General features: G+C 66.7%; 14 protein-coding genes and 1 other RNA gene. 7 read left to right on the top strand and 8 right to left on the bottom strand.

Annotated elements, in window-relative coordinates; genetic code table 11:
• Positions 1-27 precede the first annotated feature (27 nt).
• Positions 28-1641 (bottom strand): LCP family protein, encoded by a 1614-nt coding sequence (locus A5745_RS10035; RefSeq protein WP_076115930.1) that lies wholly within the window; start codon positions 1639-1641, stop codon positions 28-30.
• Positions 1642-1767: 126 nt separating this feature from the next.
• Entirely contained in the window at positions 1768-2601 is an 834-nt protein-coding gene (locus A5745_RS10030; protein ID WP_076115929.1) for a lysophospholipid acyltransferase family protein, read from the bottom strand.
• A gap of 64 nt (positions 2602-2665) precedes the next feature.
• On the opposite strand from A5745_RS10030, the gene A5745_RS10025 reads away from it, so the two are divergent.
• Genes A5745_RS10025 through A5745_RS10015 form a run of 3 tightly spaced genes read left to right on the top strand, consistent with a single transcriptional unit; the run spans position 2666 to position 6278 of the window.
• Entirely contained in the window at positions 2666-3544 is an 879-nt protein-coding gene (locus A5745_RS10025) for an SDR family NAD(P)-dependent oxidoreductase (RefSeq protein WP_076115928.1), read from the top strand.
• Positions 3541-5304 carry a long-chain-acyl-CoA synthetase FadD6 gene (gene fadD6, locus A5745_RS10020; RefSeq protein WP_076115927.1) on the top strand — a complete coding sequence of 588 codons (1764 nt, stop codon included), beginning with the start codon at positions 3541-3543 and terminating at the stop codon, positions 5302-5304. The genes A5745_RS10025 and fadD6 overlap by 4 nt, the downstream gene beginning before the upstream one ends.
• Positions 5305-5339: 35 nt before the next feature.
• A complete protein-coding gene (locus A5745_RS10015) occupies positions 5340-6278 on the top strand; it encodes an alpha/beta fold hydrolase (RefSeq protein WP_076115926.1) in 939 nt (312 codons plus the stop codon).
• 80 nt (positions 6279-6358) lie between these two features.
• Here the strand turns inward: A5745_RS10015 and A5745_RS10010 are convergent, their stop codons facing one another.
• On the bottom strand, positions 6359-7852 hold the full coding sequence (locus tag A5745_RS10010; protein WP_076115948.1) for an aldehyde dehydrogenase family protein: 1494 nt from the start codon (positions 7850-7852) through the stop codon (positions 6359-6361).
• Positions 7853-7905: 53 nt separating this feature from the next.
• On the opposite strand from A5745_RS10010, the gene A5745_RS10005 reads away from it, so the two are divergent.
• Positions 7906-9012: a Zn-dependent alcohol dehydrogenase gene (locus A5745_RS10005; protein WP_217695277.1), complete on the top strand. Its 1107-nt coding sequence runs from the start codon at positions 7906-7908 to the stop codon at positions 9010-9012.
• Positions 9013-9026: 14 nt separating this feature from the next.
• Here the strand turns inward: A5745_RS10005 and A5745_RS10000 are convergent, their stop codons facing one another.
• Both A5745_RS10000 and A5745_RS09995 read right to left on the bottom strand, forming a co-directional pair.
• A complete protein-coding gene (locus A5745_RS10000) occupies positions 9027-9221 on the bottom strand; it encodes a ferredoxin (protein ID WP_076115924.1) in 195 nt (64 codons plus the stop codon).
• Complete coding sequence (locus tag A5745_RS09995; protein ID WP_076115923.1) at positions 9218-10387, bottom strand: cytochrome P450; 1170 nt, start codon at positions 10385-10387, stop codon at positions 9218-9220. Before A5745_RS09995 ends, A5745_RS10000 begins: the two co-directional genes overlap by 4 nt.
• Positions 10388-10499: 112 nt before the next feature.
• Between A5745_RS09995 and rnpB the strand changes: the two genes are divergently transcribed.
• Positions 10500-10900, top strand: an RNA gene (rnpB, locus tag A5745_RS09990) — RNase P RNA component class A.
• Positions 10901-10913: 13 nt separating this feature from the next.
• On the opposite strand, the gene A5745_RS09985 is transcribed toward rnpB, so the two are convergent.
• The 3 genes from A5745_RS09985 to panB form a co-directional block, all read right to left on the bottom strand.
• Positions 10914-12458 (bottom strand): CYTH and CHAD domain-containing protein, encoded by a 1545-nt coding sequence (locus A5745_RS09985; RefSeq protein ID WP_076115922.1) that lies wholly within the window; start codon positions 12456-12458, stop codon positions 10914-10916.
• Between the two features lie 100 nt (positions 12459-12558).
• Positions 12559-13722, bottom strand: coding sequence for a cellulase family glycosylhydrolase (locus A5745_RS09980; RefSeq protein WP_076115921.1), 1164 nt, complete (start codon positions 13720-13722; stop codon positions 12559-12561).
• A gap of 144 nt (positions 13723-13866) precedes the next feature.
• The gene (gene panB / locus A5745_RS09975; protein ID WP_076115947.1) at positions 13867-14724 is read right to left on the bottom strand and encodes a 3-methyl-2-oxobutanoate hydroxymethyltransferase; all 858 of its coding nucleotides are present in this window, start codon (positions 14722-14724) and stop codon (positions 13867-13869) included.
• A gap of 131 nt (positions 14725-14855) precedes the next feature.
• Here panB and A5745_RS09970 point away from each other — a divergent pair, with 131 nt between their 5' ends.
• Together A5745_RS09970 and A5745_RS09965 are read left to right on the top strand one after the other, a co-directional pair.
• Positions 14856-16247, top strand: a complete 1392-nt coding sequence (locus A5745_RS09970; protein WP_076062258.1) for a wax ester/triacylglycerol synthase family O-acyltransferase — start codon at positions 14856-14858, stop codon at positions 16245-16247.
• A gap of 59 nt (positions 16248-16306) precedes the next feature.
• Positions 16307-17863: an alpha/beta hydrolase gene (locus A5745_RS09965; protein ID WP_076115920.1), complete on the top strand. Its 1557-nt coding sequence runs from the start codon at positions 16307-16309 to the stop codon at positions 17861-17863.
• Positions 17864-17989: the final 126 nt, after the last annotated feature.

Genomic DNA, 17989 nt, shown 5'->3' with positions numbered 1-17989 from the left:
CGCGTGGAAAGGCTCTTGGGGCCCTTGTCATTTCACACAGGGAATGCCATCGGCGGTCATCCGTGTGAGGTTGGTCGCCGCCGGTTCCTGCGTGCCTGTGCCGGTGGCCGGTACCGTGCTGACGGGCGCCGCGGAGGTGGTGGCCGGCGATGCCGACGTGGGGTGGAAATTGTCAAATCTGGCGAAATCGGTCCCGACGGTCAGTCGCACCGTGTTGCGGTCGACGCCGTCGGATGCCGTGGCAGTTATGCCGAATTCATCGGCCAGCTCGGCGGCGGCGATCTTCGCTCCCGGCCCGTAGGCGATGGTGCTCGTCTGGCTGGTGGAGTCCGCGGTGCTGACCTTTCCCTTGCTGAAGTGCCCTGTGGCCAAGGCCATTTCGAGGTCCGCGGCCTCGCCTTGCCTGCCTGAGGCGTTGACCACGTCGAGCGCGACGCCCCCGGCGGCCAGCGAAGTGTCGTCGCCCGGTTGCGCTGTTGTGCTGGGGATGCTGGTCGAGGTGGCCGCCGACGGATCGGCGGCGACCAGGTTCTGCACGATGGAGCGCACTGCGGATACGTCGATGAAATTGACGAATGCACCGTTTGAGATTTCGCCGAAACCGGTGACCGGCAGCGTGTAGAGCGAGACCGACCGGCTCTGGAACGCGGACGCGTCACGCGCGAGTTCGTCAAGGTCGAAGCCGGCGTCAACGGCGACGTTTTGCTTGGCGACCTCCAGCAAGCCGTGCAGTCGGATGGGGTCCGACAACGCTCCGCCGCGGCGCAGCGCACTGACCAGCGAGGCGATGAAGGCCTGCTGACGGCGGGTTCGATCGAGGTCGGTGAACATCGCGTCGTTGGCGTCGCGGCGTTGGCGGACGAACGCCATTGCCTGGGTCGCGTTGATCTGCTGGATGCCTCGATGAAAGTCCGCGCCGGAGTAGTAGCGATCCGCAGTGTCTTCTTTCAGGCACACGGTGAGGGGTTCGACCACCCGCGCGATCTGAAAGAACCCGGCCAACGTGACCTCAATGAAGTGGTCGATCGGAATTTGCAGCAGACGCCTGACCGTGCCGATCTCCGCTTTGCGGCCCGCCTCGCGCGCCGCCTGTTCTTTCGCCGCGGAGTCCTGCCTTGCGGGCGAGGCGGCATCGGATTCCGGCTTGTAGGAGCCGCGCCCCTCCATCACGCGCTCGTAGGCGAGGCTGTAGGCCTCCTTGACCTTGCCGCGGCATTCCGAGGCCGGGCATCCAGCCAGATCGACATAGTCGTCCCGCGGGATTGAGATCGCCGTGGCCGGGCCGTCCCCGGCGGGCAAGTGCACGACGATGAGCGCATCGGCGTCGCCGTCAGCGGAATCCTCGTTGCCTGCGTGCAGCGCGTCATAGATGTCGGGCGGCAGCGGCCGGCCGTGCTGGTCGCGACGGCTATCCAACCCCATGATCAGGATGTTCTGATCACTTCCGGTCGACGCGGGTTCACCGGCCAACGCCTCGGATTTGGTGATGCCCGCCGATGCCCTGCGGTAAGTGATCCATCCGATGCCAATGGCGACAACCACCACGACCGCTATCAGCGCGGCGATCACCTTGGCGCCCAGCGCCCTCCCGTTTGGGCGATGTCGTCGCTGGTGCGTCGGTGAACGCGCTCGATCTGTCATGACCAGGCGAGAATAGCCAGGTCGCCGGGGTTCAAACCAGCGTTTGCCCAGGTGACGAGGCCGTACACTCCGTTGACGAGCTATTTCTCCCCTTGATCAAGGTGGTGTTTACCCGGCCCTCGCCGGTCAGCTGCCTTCAGAACCCCACGGGCTGAGGCGTTTGAGGAGCGACCGCTCTGGATCTTTTTCGCGTTCGTCGAACAGGAAATCGAGCCCGCCCTCGATCGAAGCGGCCGTGCGGGCCCTCAGGTCCTGTGCGTTGGCCTTGTCGGCGACACCCTTGTATTCGAGTGTCGAGATCGGTTCACCGAACCAGAAGTACAGCCGCTCGGGCCGGGGTACGGGTGTCAGTCCGATGCCCCGCACGATCGGCAACGGTTCAACGTTCAGCAGCTTCTCGCACAGTTTGCGCAGCGGAGCCATCAGCGGATGATCGTTGTCCAAGACGATGTCCAACGCGTCTTCAATGCCCAACGAGGCAAACGGGACGATGGGGTAGCGGCCTTCGATCGCCATCTTGGCGAATCCGAGACGGTTCTTCCAGATCAGTTGATACCGTTCGCCTTTGCGTTTGGCGACCTCGCGAGCACCACCCGGAAAAACCAGGATCAAGTCGCGACGGCGCATAAGTTCACGCATGTTGGCTCGGGTTCCCGGGACGATACCGCAGGCTTTCAAGAGCTCACCGCTACCCGGCACCCGGAACAGGACATGCTCTCCGAGCCCGCGAACCATAATTCCCCGCTCAATCAACTCCGCAGTCCACAACAGCAGGTCGAACACCCCGTACAAGGTGTGGTTGCCTACCAGCAGCGCGCCGCGTTTGGGCACATGTTCGATGCCGTAGACCTTGGGTTTGATGACGCGGCGCAAGGGCGCCAAGGCCTTTACGACCGGCGCGAATGATTTGGCGGACGGGGCGTCGGGGACCGCTTCGCGCGGGTTTGCGGCTTTCGCCACCCGTCGAGTCTAGCGCCGGCCATGATCAGAGGAACATCGCGGAGAAACGGGTACTTAGGTGCCAATGAGTCTGGCCAGCAAGGTAATGAATGCACTCGTAAGCCCGCCGCGAGTGGCGGATCAAGGCAGGCTCCGGAGAGCGGTGTCCGGCAAGTGCGTGCTGGTGACAGGCGCGTCATACGGCCTGGGGGAGGCGACTGCCCGCAAACTCGCCGCCGCAGGGGCAACGGTTTTGCTTGTCGCTCGCTCCGCGGACAAACTCGACGAGCTTCGCGACTCGATCTCTGCCGACGGTGGGCGCGCAGTCGCCTTCCCGACTGATCTGACCGACGCAGCGGCGATCACCGCGCTGACAACCCAACTGACCGAGACGTACGGGCCGTTGGACATCATTGTGAGTAACGCCGCCAAGTCGATTCGCCGATCGCTGAAGCTGCAGTACGACCGGCCGCACGACTTCGAGCGCACGATCGACACCAACTATCTCGGGCCGATCCGGCTGCTGCTCGGACTACTACCGGCGATGCAGGAGCGGGGAAGCGGACACATCGTGAATGTGTCCAGCATCGGTGTGCGGATGATGCCAACCCCGCGTTGGGGCACCTACCTGGCATCCAAGGGCGCATTCGACCTGTGGTTGCGCAGCGTCACCCCCGAGCTCCGCGCCGTCGGCATCGATGTCACCTCGGTGTACATGGGGTTGATCCACACCCGAATGAGCGAGCCCACCCCCAGCCTGCGCAGAATGCCTGGCATGCAACCGGATGAGGCTGCTGATGTCGTCGCGAAGGCGATTATCCACCGGCCGCGCAAGGTTCAGCCGCGCTGGACCCTGCCCGGTGAACTCGCATCGGTGCTACTGGCCCCAGTGTTAGAACGCGGGGCAGGGCTGGTCTACCGGCACTCAGAAGACTCCGATCGGGCGCGGAATGTGTATCGATGACTGAAGACACCGTTGGGCTGACCGATATCGCTGCCGGATTACCCGGTCTGATCAAGGATGCGCCCACCATCTTGCGTGGCGCGCTGACCGGCTTCATCGCCCATCGATCGATCAAGACCTCGATCGGCAAGGTCTTCCAGGACCGCGCGGCACGTCACGGCGATCAGGTGTTCATCCGGTTCGACGATGAAAGCTGGACCTATCGCCAGGCCAACGAGACGGTCAACCGCTACGCGGCGGTGCTTGTTGAGCGCGGCGTCGGGCGAGGCGATGTCGTGGGCGTCATGCTGAAGAACTCGCCGCGGATGGTGCTGGTAATGCTCGCGGCCGTGAAACTGGGCGCGATCGCCGGCATGCTGAACTACCACCAGCGCGACCAGGTGCTCGCCCACAGCATCGGCCTGCTTAATGCCAAGGTGTTGATCGGCAGCGATGAGTTGCTCACTGCCGCCAAGGAATCCGGGGCGCAGGTCGCAGACATGATTTCCGTGGACGAACTGGACCGGCTCGCCGCCGACGCGCCCGCGGACAATCCGGCGGTGACGACATCGGTGCGGGCCAAGGACAACGCCTTCTACATCTTCACCTCCGGAACCACCGGCGCGCCCAAAGCCAGTGTGATGACGCATTTCCGGTGGCTGTGGGCACTGGGTGGGTCGGGCGCGTTCGGCATGCGGCTGAAGAGCAGCGACACGCTGTACTGCTGCCTTCCGCTCTATCACAACAACGCGTTGACGGTGGCGTTGTCGGCGGTGGTCGGCGCCGGTGCCACTTTGGCTTTGGGGCGGTCGTTTTCCGCGTCGCGGTTTTGGGATGAGGTGATCCGGTATGACGCGACGGCGTTCGTGTACATCGGCGAGGTCTGCCGCTACTTGCTCAACCAACCGGAGAAGGACACCGACCGCCAGCACAAGGTGCGCGTAATCGCCGGAAACGGGTTACGCGCCGACATCTGGGACGAGTTCACCACTCGGTTCAATATTCCGCGGGTCTTCGAGTTCTACGGAGCCAGCGAGGGCAACACCGGGTTCGTCAACGTGTTCAACATTCCGAGGACCGCCGGGATGTGCCCGACGCCGGTGGCCTTCGTCGAGTACGACACGGAAACCGGTGAGCCAGTTCGTGATTCCAAAGGTCGGGTTCGCAAGGTGCGCGGCGGCAAACCGGGGCTACTGCTGAGCAAGGTCACCAGCGTTCAGCCGTTCGAGGGCTACACCGATGCCGAAGCTAGCGAAAAGAAGTTGGTGCGCAACGCTTTCCGCAAGGGCGACGTGTGGCTCAACAGCGGAGACCTGATGCGACCTCAGGGTTGGCGCCACGCCGCGTTTGTCGACCGGCTCGGTGACACCTTCCGGTGGAAGGGTGAAAACGTCGCCACAACCGACGTCGAAGCGGCCGTGTTGGCTGACCCGAACATCGAAGCCGCCACCGTGTTCGGCGTCGAGGTGCCCGGCACCGACGGACGCGCCGGGATGGCCGCCGTGGTGCTGCACGAAGGTAAACAGTTCGACGGTGTGTCGTTGGCCAACACGGTGTCCGAGGGCCTGCCGAGCTACGCTCGCCCGCTGTTCGTGCGGGTGGTCGACTCGCTGGAGCAGACCTCGACGTTCAAGAGCAAGAAGGGTGATCTGCGCAGTCAGGGCTACGGATCAGACGTCTCCGACCCTCTGTACGTGCTGGAAGGTCGCGAAGAGGGCTACGTGCCCTTCTACGACGAATACGCCCAGGAGGTGGCGGCCGGTTCCCGTCCGGCGGGCTGACGGCGCAATCGGGGTTGCTGTGCTGTAATGGCGGTATGGCTGGCTATCGCCGCCCGCTTGGCTTTCAGTGGCAACCGCCTCGGCTGCCCGGGTTTGCTCGGGTCGGTCAGGTGCCCAGCGGCCGGACGGTGGAGTTGCCTGGCCGCGGTTGCACTTATGTGGTCGATTCCGGGCCGGTTGCCGGGGCGCCGACATTCATGCTGCTGCATGGGCTCGCCTGTACCGGGCTGATGATGTGGTATCCGGTCTTGGAGATGATGCGCGGGTTTGGCCGCGTGGTGGTGTTCGATCAACGCTTCCACGGGCAGGGCATTTCATCGCCCCGGTTTCTGCTCGAGGACTGCGCCGATGACGTCGCCGCGCTCGCCGATGCGCTCGGCGTGGATACATTCGTCCCGGTTGGTTATTCGATGGGTTCGGCTGTGGCCCAGCTAGTTTGGCGTCGGCACCCGCAGCGACTCGATGGGCTGGTGCTGGGGGCGGCGCCAACCGGATGGTGGAATGGGGTGACGTGGGAACGGATGGGAGCCGGAGTGTTGGCGGGGCTGATTGAGGCGTTCAGCCCGCGTCCCGGGTTGGCGCGGCCCGCGGCGGCCGACGCCGAAACCCTCGTCCGCAGTGACCTTAAGTGGCTGCTGGGCCAGTTCCGAAGCACCAGGCCGGGTGGAATCGCCCGTGCGGTCGCCGAGATGACGCGGTTCGACTCGACTTCGTGGGTTGGGCAGATCGATGTTCCGACGTCGGTGCTGATTCCGCTGCGCGACAGGGCGATTCCGCCAAAACAACAGTTCTGGCTGGCTAAGCAGATACCCGATGCGCACGTGGTGACCGTCGATGCCGGCCATTCATGCAGCGTGTTGCAGTCCGAGCAGTTCGTGCCGGCGCTGCGCGAGGCCGTTGATTCAGTGCGGCGACGAATCGACCCCAAACCCGACAGCCGGGCGAGCGGCCAACTCAGGGCCTCGCACAAATAGACCATATTCGAGTCGGCGTCGCGCGGCCGCCCGGAAATGCGACCGAGCGCAAATCCCTTCCAGACCAACGCCAGCAGACGCTAACCCGGCGCCGGGTGGCGGACGAAGGTGCGCGGCTGGGTGAATGCCCGGATCCCCTCGACGCCCAGTTCCCGCCCGATGCCGGACTGGCCGCAGCCGCCGAACGGCAGCCGCGGGTCCTGGGCGGCCAGGCCGTGGCAGTTGACGCTGACCGTGCCCGCCACGAGTTGCCCGGCGACGCGGTCGGCGAGGGCGTCATCACCGGTCCAGACCGACGCGGTGAGGCCGAATTCGGTTGCGTTCGCGGCGGTTACGGCGTCATCGATGCTGTCGTAGCCGAAGATCGGCAGCACCGGACCGAACTGCTCCTCGGTGGCCAGCTTCGAGTCCGGCGCCAGATCGGTGACGACCGTCGGTAGCGCGAAGTAGCCGCCCGCGTCGGCGTCCTCGTCGCGGATGTGTCCCGCGGTCCGCACCGTCGCGTCCTGCGTCTCGGCCTCGGCGACCAGCGCGGTGACGCGGTTGCGGCCGGCGGCCGTGTGCAGTGGCCCCAGCGTCACCTCGTCGGCGAGGCCGTCGCCGAGCACCTCGCGCTCGCAGCGCGCCAGCACCGCCTCGGCCAGCTCACCGACGCGATCGGTGGGCGCATACAGCCGCTTGATCGCCATACACACCTGCCCGCCGGTGGTGTAGGTCGCCGTCACCAGCCGGTCGACCAGCTCGTCGCTGACCGCGATGTCGGGTGCGACGATCGCGGCGTCGTTCCCGCCCAGCTCGAGCAACACCGGGGTGAGCCGGCGTGCGGCGGCCGCCATGACGGCCCGCCCGGTGGCGACGCCGCCGGTCAGCGAGATGAGGTCGATGCCCGGGTGGGTGACCAGCGCCTGGGCGAGCTCGGTGCCCGGGCCCGCAAGCACGTTCACCACACCCGGCGGCAGTGCCTGCGCCAGCGCCCCGGCAAGTTGCAGCGCCGCCAGGGGACAGCTCGGCGGCACTTTCACGACGGCGGTGTTGCCGGCGGTCAGCGCCGACGCCAGCTTCGTCATCGTCAGCGCCAGCGGCCAGTTGAACGGGAGCACGAGCGCGGCCACGCCGAACGGCTCGCGGTGCAGCCGCGGGTATTTCGAGTGCGGATCGATCTGCTCGGGCGCCAGCGCGGCCTCGGCCATCGACCCGATCAGCGCGGCGAGCCCGGGTCCCGTGTCGATCTCGAAATTCGCTTCGGAGAGCACCTTGCCGTGCTCGCGGGTGTACCGGCGTGCGCCATCGCGTGCGGCCAATTGTTCGGCGGCAGTGGTGGCCGCGGCGGTGAAAGCGGCGATGCGTTCGGCGACGCCGAGGGCTCGCCATCCGGGCGCGGCCCGACGTGCGGCCGACACCGCGGCGTCGAGCTGGGCCTTGTCGGCGGCGGGCGCGTAACCGACGATCTCGGCCGGGCGGGCGGGGTTGTGGACGGGGTAGGTCCCCGCGGCACCCGGCTGCGCCTGGCCGCCAATCGTCAGTACCGCCTGATCGGCGTGGGTTTCCCGCGTGATCGTCGTTGATCCCGTCATGCCCGTCTCCCTTGACCCGGTGCGCATGTCCCGCCATCGTAAGTCGATATGACGTGGATCACACCGGCGGCCGTCCCATGAAAGCCGTCGTGCTGCGCGAGGTCGGCCAGCCCACCGCGGTGGAGGAACTCTCGCTACGGCCCCTCGGCAAGCAGGAGGTGCGGGTGCAACTGCGCGCCAGCGGCGTCTGCCACAGCGACCTGTCGCTGCGCGACGGGTCGATACCGACGCTGCTGCCATCGACGCTCGGACATGAGGGCGCCGGAATCGTCGCTGAGGTCGGCGACGACGTCACCACCGTGAGCCCGGGTGACCACGTCGTGCTGACGTGGAACGTGCCCTGCCGGGCCTGCCCGTATTGCCTGCGCGGCGAGGCCCAGCTGTGCGCGCATGGCTACGACCATGCCTACGGCGATCCGTACGCGGAGAGCGCCGGCGGGCCGGTGTGGCCTGGCATGGGCGTGGGGTCGCTGGCCGAACAGACTCTGCTCCCGGCGGCGGCGGTGGTGCCGGTCGACGAGTCGCTACCGCTCGACCTTGCCGCGCTGCTGGGCTGCGGTGTCACCACCGGGGTCGGCGCCGTGATGCGCACGGCGGCTGTGCGGCCGGGGGAGAGCGTGCTCGTGATCGGTTGCGGCGGTGTGGGTTTGGCCGCGATCCAAGGGGCGCGGCTGGCGGGCGCGTCGCCGATCATCGCCGCCGATCGGGTGACCGCCCAACTCCCGGCCGCCGTGGCCAACGGGGCGACCGACACCGTCGACGCGAGTGACGTCGACCTGGCCAAGGCGGTGCTCGACCTCACCGGCGGCGCCGGGGTCGATCACGGAATCGAGGTGGTCGGTAAGCCCGCCACGATGCGCGCCGCCTACGAGGCCACCCGCCGCGGCGGCCGGGTCACCCTGGTGGGCGCCGCCGGGATCGCGGAGGAGGTGACGTTTCCCGCGCTGTCATTGATGGCCGACGGCAAGACGATTCAGGGCAGCGTCTACGGCGCCAGCGATCCGGTGCGAGACATCCCAGTGCTCGCCGAGCTCGCCCGGCGCGGCCGCCTCGACCTCGAGGCGCTGGTGACGCGGCGGATCGGCATCGAGGACGTCGAGGCGGCCTTCACCGACATGGCCGCCGGGCGCGGGGCGCGCAGCGTCGTCTGCTTCGCCTAAATTCGCCGAAATGCTCAGCGAGACAACGTGATTGCCTGCTCCGGACAGTTCTGCTCGCCGACCGCGGCCTGCGCTTCGAGTTCACCGGAGACCTCGTCGACGAGCACGACGCAGTGACCCACCTCGTCCGCGTCATAGACGTTGGGCGCCAACGTGTAGCAGCGGCCGTGCCCCGTGCAGCGCTCGGCGTCAACCGACACGCGACTCATGACACCGGGAATACCAGCGGCAGCGACTCCACCGACCGCAGCGCTGCGGTGTAGGTCAGCTGCGCGCCCGGCTTGATCTCGTAATCCGGGATGCGCCGGTGGAATTCGCGCAGCGCCACCCGCAGCTCCATGCGGGCCAGGTGCGATCCGAGGCAGCGGTGCGGTCCGCCGCCGAACGCGCGGTGCCGATTTGGGCTGCGGTTGAAGTCGACGAGTTCGGGGTCGGGGAATTCGGCAGGGTCGGTGTTGGCCGCACCGAGCAGCGGGCTGATCCTTTCGCCCTTGCTGATCGGGCAGCCGCCCACTTCGGTGTCCTGGATGCAGACGCGGGCCACACCCGGCACCGGGGTCTCCCAGCGCAACAACTCCTCGATGGCGCTCGGCAGGATGTCGGGCTGCTCGACGAGCTGACGACGGTGGTCGGGATGGCACGCCAGGTACACGAAAAAGCAGTCGAGCGAGTCGGTCACCGTGTCCAGCCCCGCGATGAGGAACAGGATGCATATGTCGAGGAGCTCCTCGCGCGTTAGCGGTCTACCTTCCACGTTCGCGGCGATCATGGCGGAGAGCACGTCGTCGCGCGGGCTGGCGATGTGGTCGTCGATGGCGCGGTCGAAATAGTCGTAGATCTGTTGCGCCGTGCCCGCACAGGTGTCGTGGCGGCGGTCGAAGCCCGAGTCGCCCTCCGGCCGGATGATACCGTCCTTCCACTCCAGGAACTGGTCGAGGTCCTCCAGCGGCAGGCCGAGCAATTGCAGGAAGACGGTGCAGGGGAGGGGAACGGCGAACTCTTCGTGGAAGTCGCATTCGCCCCGGCCGGCGAAGCGGTCGATCATCTCGTTGACCAGCTCGCTGACGCGGGGCTCGCGCCGGGCCATTTCTCGCGGGGTGAACAACGGATCGAGGATGCGGCGGTACTTCGCATGGTCGGGCGGGTCGATTTGCAGCGGGATCATCGGTCGGACGTTGCCGAGGTCGACGGCGTCCATGTTCGACGAGAACAGCTCGGTGTGCTTGAGCGCCATCTCGATGTCGGCCAGGCGGCTGAGAACCACCGCCGTCGGGCCTCGGAACACCGGGGTGGATTCGCGCAACGCCTTGTACATCGGCTGGGGCTCGGCGATTCCCATGTACGCCTGATCGACATACCCTTCGGTTTCTGTCATCCGGTCAGCGTGACACCAACGTCGCTAATTAGGCAATGATTGAATAAATGGCGTAATGGACAAACGCCGCTGGCCAGCAGATTCCGCTGCGGGTACCGTGGATCGTCGCGGACGAGTTGGCCGGGCGGCCGCGGACCGTCGCAAGGCGGTTCGAGGAAAGTCCGGACTTCACAGAGCAGGGTGATTGCTAACGGCAATCCGAGGTGACTCGCGGGAAAGTGCCACAGAAAACAGACCGCCACCCTCGCGGTGGTAAGGGTGAAACGGTGCGGTAAGAGCGCACCAGCATTCCGGGTGACCGGAGTGGCTTGGCAAACCCCACCCGAAGCAAGGCCAAGAAGGCCGCACGAAAGTGTGGCCGCGCAGGCGTCCGAGGGTTGCTCGCCCGAGCCTGCGGGTAGGCCGCTCGAGGCACCCGGCAACGGTGTGTCCAGATGGATGGTCGCCGCCGCGTCGCCGTTGCTCAAGCGCGGCGGCGGGGAACAGAATCCGGCTTACAGGCCAACTCGTCCGCCCCCTTTGGGGCTCATTCCCGGGCTTTGCGCACCGACTTGGCGAGCTTGCGTAGCGCGTCGTCGAGCTGCTGGCGGCAACTCTCGGCGAGTTCGGCCTCCTGCTGATAGAGCAGACCGTAGGTGAAGGTGTCCTCGCCGGCGACGTGTGCGGCGTTGGCTTGTTGGTTCAGGTGCTCGCGGCTGACCACGCTGTCCTGGTGATCGCCGAGCAGCGTCTGGATGGCCTTGGCCTGCTTGGACACCTCGTCGTCGCCGGTGGCCGCCGCGGTGTAGCGAAGTCGCTTGGCGCGCTTGCGGATCCGGTGCAGCGCCTCGTCGCGATGATGCTCGTACTCCTGGTCGGTCTGATCGACTTGGTCGAGTTCGGCCGCGGCATTGGCCGCCTTTCGCACCTTCTTGTAGGCGCGCTCGATGGTTATCGCATGCGATTCCGCACCGGACGCGGGCGCCGGGACCTCGGCCACCATCGCATCGAGCGCGTCGAGCAGACGGAAGTATCGCTGCGAGCGCATCGCGATCAACGATCGCCGCAGCCCCGTCTGATAGCGGCGGCGGGCGCCCTCGACCAGGCGTTCCCAGATGGGTCCGCGCACCAGCTCCGGCGCCAACCGGTTCAGCTCCTGCTCGTAGCGCTGCCCGAGCACCTCGGCGTCGCGCGCCACGCCCAGCAAACCGGCCAACTCGCGCAGTTCGTCGAGGATCCAGGCGCCGTCGGACAACCCGAAGGACTCCGGCGATTCCCGCAGCAGGCTGCGGATCTTGCGGGTCGTCACCCGCATCTGGTGCACGGCGTCGTCGACGTCGGCGCGTACGGCACGGTCCCACGCCAGAAGCTCGTCAACCTGCTCGGCCACCGCGCGGTGCACGGGGTCGTCGGGCGGGCGGCTGCCGTTGGCCGGCAACGTCGCGCCGAGCACGCGGGCCAACTTCGAGCCGTGACCGGCCGGCGCGGCGCCCGCGTCGAGCAACCGATTGCTCAGCCGGCTCAACAATGACGCGTCGGCGGCCCCGTTCCCGGCGACGAGTTCGAGCTCCCACTCGCGCCACTCCTGTTCGGCCGGGGCGGAGCCAGCGTCCGCGGCCGCGCCGCCCGACCAGGCAGTGACGTGGTCATTGCTGAACTCCGCCAGCGCGGTGCCGTCGACGCTGTACAGCAGCTGGCTTTCCCGCTGGGTGGCAATCCGCGCGACGGGCTCGATCGGGCGGTCGCGGACGATCGCGAGCACGACGTCGAGCAACTCGCTCGGCACGGTGTTGTCGTCCGCCGAGTCGCCCAGCGGTGCCCGGACCTCGGTGCGCGCATCGGGCCCAGCGGGCAGCTTCAGGTGCCAGCCCGCATCGTGGCCGCCGGTGCGGCGCCGCAGCGTGATCTTGTGGCGCGCCAGGTCGTGCGACGGCGTGTCGAAGTACACCGCATCCAACGATTGGGTCGGCGACCTCTCTACGTGGGCCACCGCCGCGATGCCCTCGAACGAGGGCGACACCGTGGATTCGACGACGTCGAACTTGCGCTCGACCTCCAGATAGCGGGAGGTGTTTTGCGCTTCTGCAGGCATTTTCGGCTCCGTTGCGCGTTGCTGCGCTGTCAAAAGGTCGTCGGTGCTCGCGGCCGGGCACACACAGATTGCCACACCGCGGTGCCGCGCTTAAGCAGCCCTAAGGGCGCAGGTGCATCGCCAGGCCGTTGAGCTGACGAATCGCTTGGATTTCGTCGTCCTGAAACGGCCGTCCATCGGGCTGAAGCAGATCGTGAAACCAGACGTCCGGAAACGCCGTATACGGGTGATCCCACGAGTCCCACGGGAAGTAGGTCTGAGTCTTCCCCGCGACGAGTCCCCAATTGATCGCACCAACCTTGTAGCGTTTGGCGATTGGCAGGATCTCCGCAACGGTGCTGCCCAGGGGCCGGGCCAGGTACTCGGTGCACAGGATCGGTCGGTCCCCCGAGGCAAGATCGTCGATGCGCCTCTCGAAGTCCGCCGGTTCGCCGTAGGAGTGGAACGTGAGTATGTCGGAGTTGTCGAGCTGGATCCGGCTGATGGCGTCGGTACTTCCGGCGTCCGGCCACTCGCCCTGCCAGACGGCACTCGTCAGCGGTTGAGCGGGGTCCACCGAACGCGCCCACGCGAAAACCTGCGGAAGCAAGTCCGCGACCAGCTCCAACTTGTCCGGCCGCTCGACTGACGCATAGTGGCGCGAGGGATTGTCGGGCTCGTTCCACAGATCCCAACCCAAAACGCGGTCGTCATTGCGGAATTGGGTCAGCACACCGGTCACATAGTCGCGCAGCGTATCGAGGTAGCCGCGGTCGCCGAGGCGTTCGGCGCCCGGACTTTGCACCCAGCCCGAGTTATGGACGCCGGGCGTCGGGGCGCGCTGCGGGCCCGCTTTCGGGATCGGGTCCCAGCAAGAGTCGAGCAAGACGAAGAGCGGCTTGATGCCGTGGTCGGCCGCGAGGGCGACGAACTGGGCCAGACGGCCTTGGAACCCGCGCCGATCCTCGGTCCAAAGCTGGTCGTGCAGGAACACCCGCACGGTGTTGAATCCCGCGGCGCGGGCCCAGCCCAACTCGAGATAAATCCGCAGGGGGTTGAAGGTGTCGGGCTGGAACATCTCCAGCTGGTTGACGGCGTTCGACGTGACGTAGTTGGCGCCGACGAGCCAGCCTTGGGCTCGATACCAGTGGTCGGCGCGGTCGGTCGACCACCGGCTCGAGTCCGGCGGGTCAAGGGGCGGTTGCGCGGCGGCGCGAGGCGCTCGCGCCAGGGCGGTGCCTCCTGCCAGTAGCAGCGGCAACTTCAAGACCGTTCGGCGGTGCACGAAGCCACCACGATTGCCGACTATATGTTCAACCCCCCGCCCACGGAGTCGCGTTTGTATACAGGAGAAATCCTACCACCGTTGTCACACAACGATTTTCAGCAGAAGCGCTCCGGGTGGGGTTACGTGGGCGTCCGCCCGATGCTAGAAGCTGTGCTCGTCGGCCGGGAAAACCCCGCCCGCCACTTCCTGGGCGTATTGCGTTGCGGCCCGGCGCAATTCGGCGCCCACGTCGGCGAACCGCTTGACGAACCGCGCGGTCTTGCCGCCGCTCATCCCGGCCATGTCCTGCCAGACCAGGACCTGCGCGTCGCAGTTGGGGCCGGCGCCGATCCCGATCGTCGGGATGGTCAGCTTACCGGTGATCTGGGTGGCCAGCTCCGCGGGCACCATCTCCATCACGACGGAGAAGGCTCCGGCTTCCGCGACGGCGATCGCGTCCGCGATGGTTTGCTCCGCGCCGTCACCGCGGCCCTGCACCCGGAAACCGCCGAGGCTGTTGACGCTTTGCGGGGTGAAGCCGATGTGCGCCATCACCGGGATGCCCGCCGCGGTCAGGCAGGCGATCTGTTCGGCTACCCGCTCGCCGCCCTCGAGCTTGACGGCGTGCGCGCCGGCCTCCTTCATGAACCGCGTGGCGGTGGCCAGGGCGGCGTCGGGTCCGGCTTCGTAGCTGCCGAACGGCAGGTCGGCGACGACCAGCGCGTGCGGAGCCCCCCGGACGACGCCGCGAACCAGCGGGATCAGTTCGTCGACCGAGACGGGCACCGTGGTGTCGTAGCCGTACACGACGTTGGCGGCGGAATCACCGACCAGCAGAACCGGGATGCCGGCCTCGTCGAAGATGCGAGCGGTCGAGTAGTCGTAGGCCGTGAGCATGGCCCACTTGTGGCCCTCGGCCTTCATTTTCTGCAAGTGATGAGTGCGGATTTTGGCCGGCGGCTTGGCGTCGGTCGCCGAGTTTGCGGATGAGTTTGCACCGTAAACGTTGTGCTCAGACATCATTGTCCCTGGTAGTGGTCGGTCGATCCTCGTGGCCCCGCAGGGTCCCCGGGTTCGCTTGACGGTGCCATTGTGCCATCTCGGCTGCGCAATTGCACCGCCCCGGCGGTGTGAGACATACCATTCAGGCCATGCAGCGGCTCAGCGGACTCGACGCAAGTTTCTTGTACCTGGAGACCCCCTCTCAGCCCATGCATGTTTGCTCGATCGTCGATCTGGACACCTCGACGATGCCCGGCGGCTACAGCTTCGACCGGCTGCGCGACGCGCTGTCGCTGCGCCTGAAAGCGATGCCGCAATTCCGCGAAAAGCTCGCCAACAGTCCGTTGAACCTCGATCACCCGGTGTGGGTGGACGACGAGAACTTCGACGTCGACCGCCACCTGCACCGGATCGGGCTGCCACCGCCGGGAGGACGCGACGAAATGTCGCAAATCTGCGGGCACATCGCGTCGTTGCCGCTGGACCGGCAGCGGCCGCTGTGGGAGATGTGGGTCATCGAGGGCGTGGCGGGCACCGACTGCCATCGCGACGGGCGCGTGGCCGTGATGACGAAGGTGCACCATTCCGGAGTCGACGGGGTCACCGGCGCCAACCTGATGTCGCAGCTGTGCGCCACCGAAGCCGACGCGCCCCCGCCGGACCCGGTGGACGGGGTCGGCAGTGCCAGCGCCTGGCAGATCGCCGCGGGCGGCTTGTACCGCTTCGCCACCCGGCCGTTGCGTTTGGCCAACGCGGTGCCCGACACGGTGTCGTCGGTCGTCTCGACGCTGCGCAAAGCCCGCCACGGTCAGACGATGGCGCGTCCCTTCGCCGCGCCGCGGACCGTCTTCAACGCCCGGATCAATGGCCGACGCAACATCGCTTACGCCACATTGGATCTCGACGACATCAAGAAGGTGAAGAACCGTTTCGACGTCAAGGTCAACGACGTGGTGTTGGCGTTGGTTTCCGGGGTGCTTCGGCAATACCTGGCCGAGCGCGACGACCTGCCCGAGGCGTCGCTGGTGGCGATGGTGCCGGTCTCGGTGCACGGCAAGTCCGATCGTCCTGGCCGCAACAAGGTTTCGGGCATGTTCGCCAGTCTGCACACCCAGATCAGCGATCCGGTGCAGCGCCTGAAGGCCATCGCCGAAGCGAATTCGGTTGCCAAGCAACATAGTTCGGCTATCGGCGCTTCGCTGTTGCAGGATTGGTCGCAGTTCGCGGCGCCCGCGGTGTTCGGCGTGGCGATGCGGCTCTATGCCAGTTCCCGGCTGACCGAGAGCATGCCGGTGCACAACCTCGTCGTCTCTAACGTGCCGGGTCCGCAGGTTCCGCTGTACCTGCTCGGCTGTGCCGTCAAGGCGATGTACCCGTTGGGGCCGATCTTTCACAGCTCGGGTCTCAACATCACCGTGATGTCGTTGTGCGGAAATTTGGACGTCGGGCTGATCTCCTGCCCCGAGTTACTGCCCGACTTGTGGGAGATGGCCGACGAGTTCGCGGTGGGGATGGAAGAGCTGCTCGAGGCCGCTGGCTAGCGGGCCGACGTCCGGCCGCTGATCAGGCACTCGGTGCTGCTCTGGCAGCATATGTTGGCATGGGTTCGTCTCGCCGCGACATGATCGCGCGCTTGCTGCTGATCTGGACGGCGATTGCTGCCGTGGCGTTGCTCCTCGCGGGGTGTGTTCATGTGGTGGGCGGGCGTCCGGTCATGGCCGGGCCAAAGTTGGGCCAGCCGATCGAATGGACGCCGTGCCGTTCGTCCAACCCCAAAGCCAAGATCCCCACCGGCGCGCTGTGCGGCAAGCTGGCCGTGCCGGTCGACTACAACGATCCCAACGGCGACCTCGCGACCCTGGCGATGATTCGCTTCCCCGCGACGGGTGACAAGCTCGCGTCGCTGGTGATCAACCCCGGCGGCCCCGGCGAGTCGGGCATCGAAGCCGCGCTGGGCCTCGTCCAGACGCTGCCGAAGCGGGTGCGCGAGCGGTTCGACCTGATCGGGTTCGACCCACGCGGGGTGGGCTCGTCGCGACCGGCGCTGTGGTGCAACTCCGACGCCGAGAACGACCGGCTGCGGACGGAACCGAACGTCGACTACAGCCCGGCGGGTGTGGCGCACATCGAGGACGAGACCAAGCAGTTCGTCGGCCGGTGCGTGGACAAGATGGGCAAGAGCTTCCTGGCGAACGTCGGCACCGTGAACGTCGCGAAGGATCTGGATGCCATCCGTAAGGCGGTCGGCGACGACAAGCTGACTTACCTCGGATATTCCTACGGCACCCGGATCGGCTCCGCCTACGCCGAGGCCTTCCCGCAGAACGTGCGGGCGATGATCCTCGACGGCGCCGTCGACCCCAACGCCGACCAGATCGAGGCGGACCTGCGTCAGGCCAAGGGATTTCAGGACGCGTTCAACGCGTTCGCCGCGGATTGCGCCAAGCAGCCGACCTGCCCGCTGGGCACCGACCCGGCCAAGGCCGTCGACGTCTACCACAGCCTGATCGACCCGATGGTCGACCCGAACAACCAGCTGATCGGCAGGCCGATACCCACCAACGACCCGCGCGGGCTGAGCTACAGCGACGCCATCGTGGGCACCATCATGGCGCTGTACTCGCCGACGCTGTGGCATCACCTGACCGACGGCCTGACCGAACTGGTCAACCACCACGGGGACACCCTGCTTGCGCTGGCCGACATGTACATGCGCCGTGACCCGCACGGCCACTACACCAATGCGACCGACGCACGTGTGGCGATCAATTGCGTTGACCAACCGCCAATTGCGGACCGCGCCAAGGTTATCGACGAAGACCGCCGATCCCGGGAGATCGCCCCGTTCATGAGCTACGGGAAGTTCACCGGCGACGCGCCGCTGGGGACATGCGCGTTCTGGCCGGTGCCGCCTACCACCAAGCCGCATACCGTTACGGCGCCCGGCCTCGCGCCGACCGTTGTGGTGTCGACCACCCACGATCCGGCGACACCGTACAAGGCCGGGGTGGATCTGGCGAACGAGCTGCGCGGCTCGCTGCTGACTTACGACGGAACCCAGCACACGGTGGTCTTCCAGGGCGACAGCTGCATCGACGACTACGTGACGGCGTATCTGATCGGAGGCAACACGCCACCCAGCGGCGCGAAGTGCTGAGGCCCGGCTTCGCGCGCCGAGCGTGTACTGGTTGCGAAATTTCGGCGGATTTCTCGCACTGAGTACACGCTCGGCGAAGAGATCAAGGCGTAACCGTTTCGCGCTGCGACGGGTATTCGTGGATGC

Origin of the sequence: Mycobacterium sp. IS-2888, assembly GCF_001954215.1 — a bacterium.
GTDB lineage: Bacteria > Actinomycetota > Actinomycetes > Mycobacteriales > Mycobacteriaceae > Mycobacterium.
The sequence above is the reverse complement of the archived record's forward strand: the minus strand, read 5'-3'. Positions and strand labels throughout refer to the sequence as shown.

Excerpts from the sequence above, each read along its gene's own strand:
- fadD6 (WP_076115927.1), top strand. The coding sequence starts at position 3,541 with ATGACTGAAGACACCGTTGGGCTGACCGATATCGCTGCCGGATTACCC.
- A5745_RS10000 (WP_076115924.1), bottom strand. The coding sequence starts at position 9,221 with ATGAGTCGCGTGTCGGTTGACGCCGAGCGCTGCACGGGGCACGGCCGC.
- A5745_RS10035 (WP_076115930.1), bottom strand. The coding sequence starts at position 1,641 with ATGACAGATCGAGCGCGTTCACCGACGCACCAGCGACGACATCGCCCA.
- A5745_RS10015 (WP_076115926.1), top strand. The coding sequence starts at position 5,340 with ATGGCTGGCTATCGCCGCCCGCTTGGCTTTCAGTGGCAACCGCCTCGG.
- A5745_RS09985 (WP_076115922.1), bottom strand. The coding sequence starts at position 12,458 with ATGCCTGCAGAAGCGCAAAACACCTCCCGCTATCTGGAGGTCGAGCGC.
- A5745_RS10025 (WP_076115928.1), top strand. The coding sequence starts at position 2,666 with ATGAGTCTGGCCAGCAAGGTAATGAATGCACTCGTAAGCCCGCCGCGA.
- A5745_RS09970 (WP_076062258.1), top strand. The coding sequence starts at position 14,856 with ATGCAGCGGCTCAGCGGACTCGACGCAAGTTTCTTGTACCTGGAGACC.
- A5745_RS10010 (WP_076115948.1), bottom strand. The coding sequence starts at position 7,852 with ATGACGGGATCAACGACGATCACGCGGGAAACCCACGCCGATCAGGCG.
- A5745_RS09965 (WP_076115920.1), top strand. The coding sequence starts at position 16,307 with ATGGGTTCGTCTCGCCGCGACATGATCGCGCGCTTGCTGCTGATCTGG.
- panB (WP_076115947.1), bottom strand. The coding sequence starts at position 14,724 with ATGTCTGAGCACAACGTTTACGGTGCAAACTCATCCGCAAACTCGGCG.
- A5745_RS09995 (WP_076115923.1), bottom strand. The coding sequence starts at position 10,387 with ATGACAGAAACCGAAGGGTATGTCGATCAGGCGTACATGGGAATCGCC.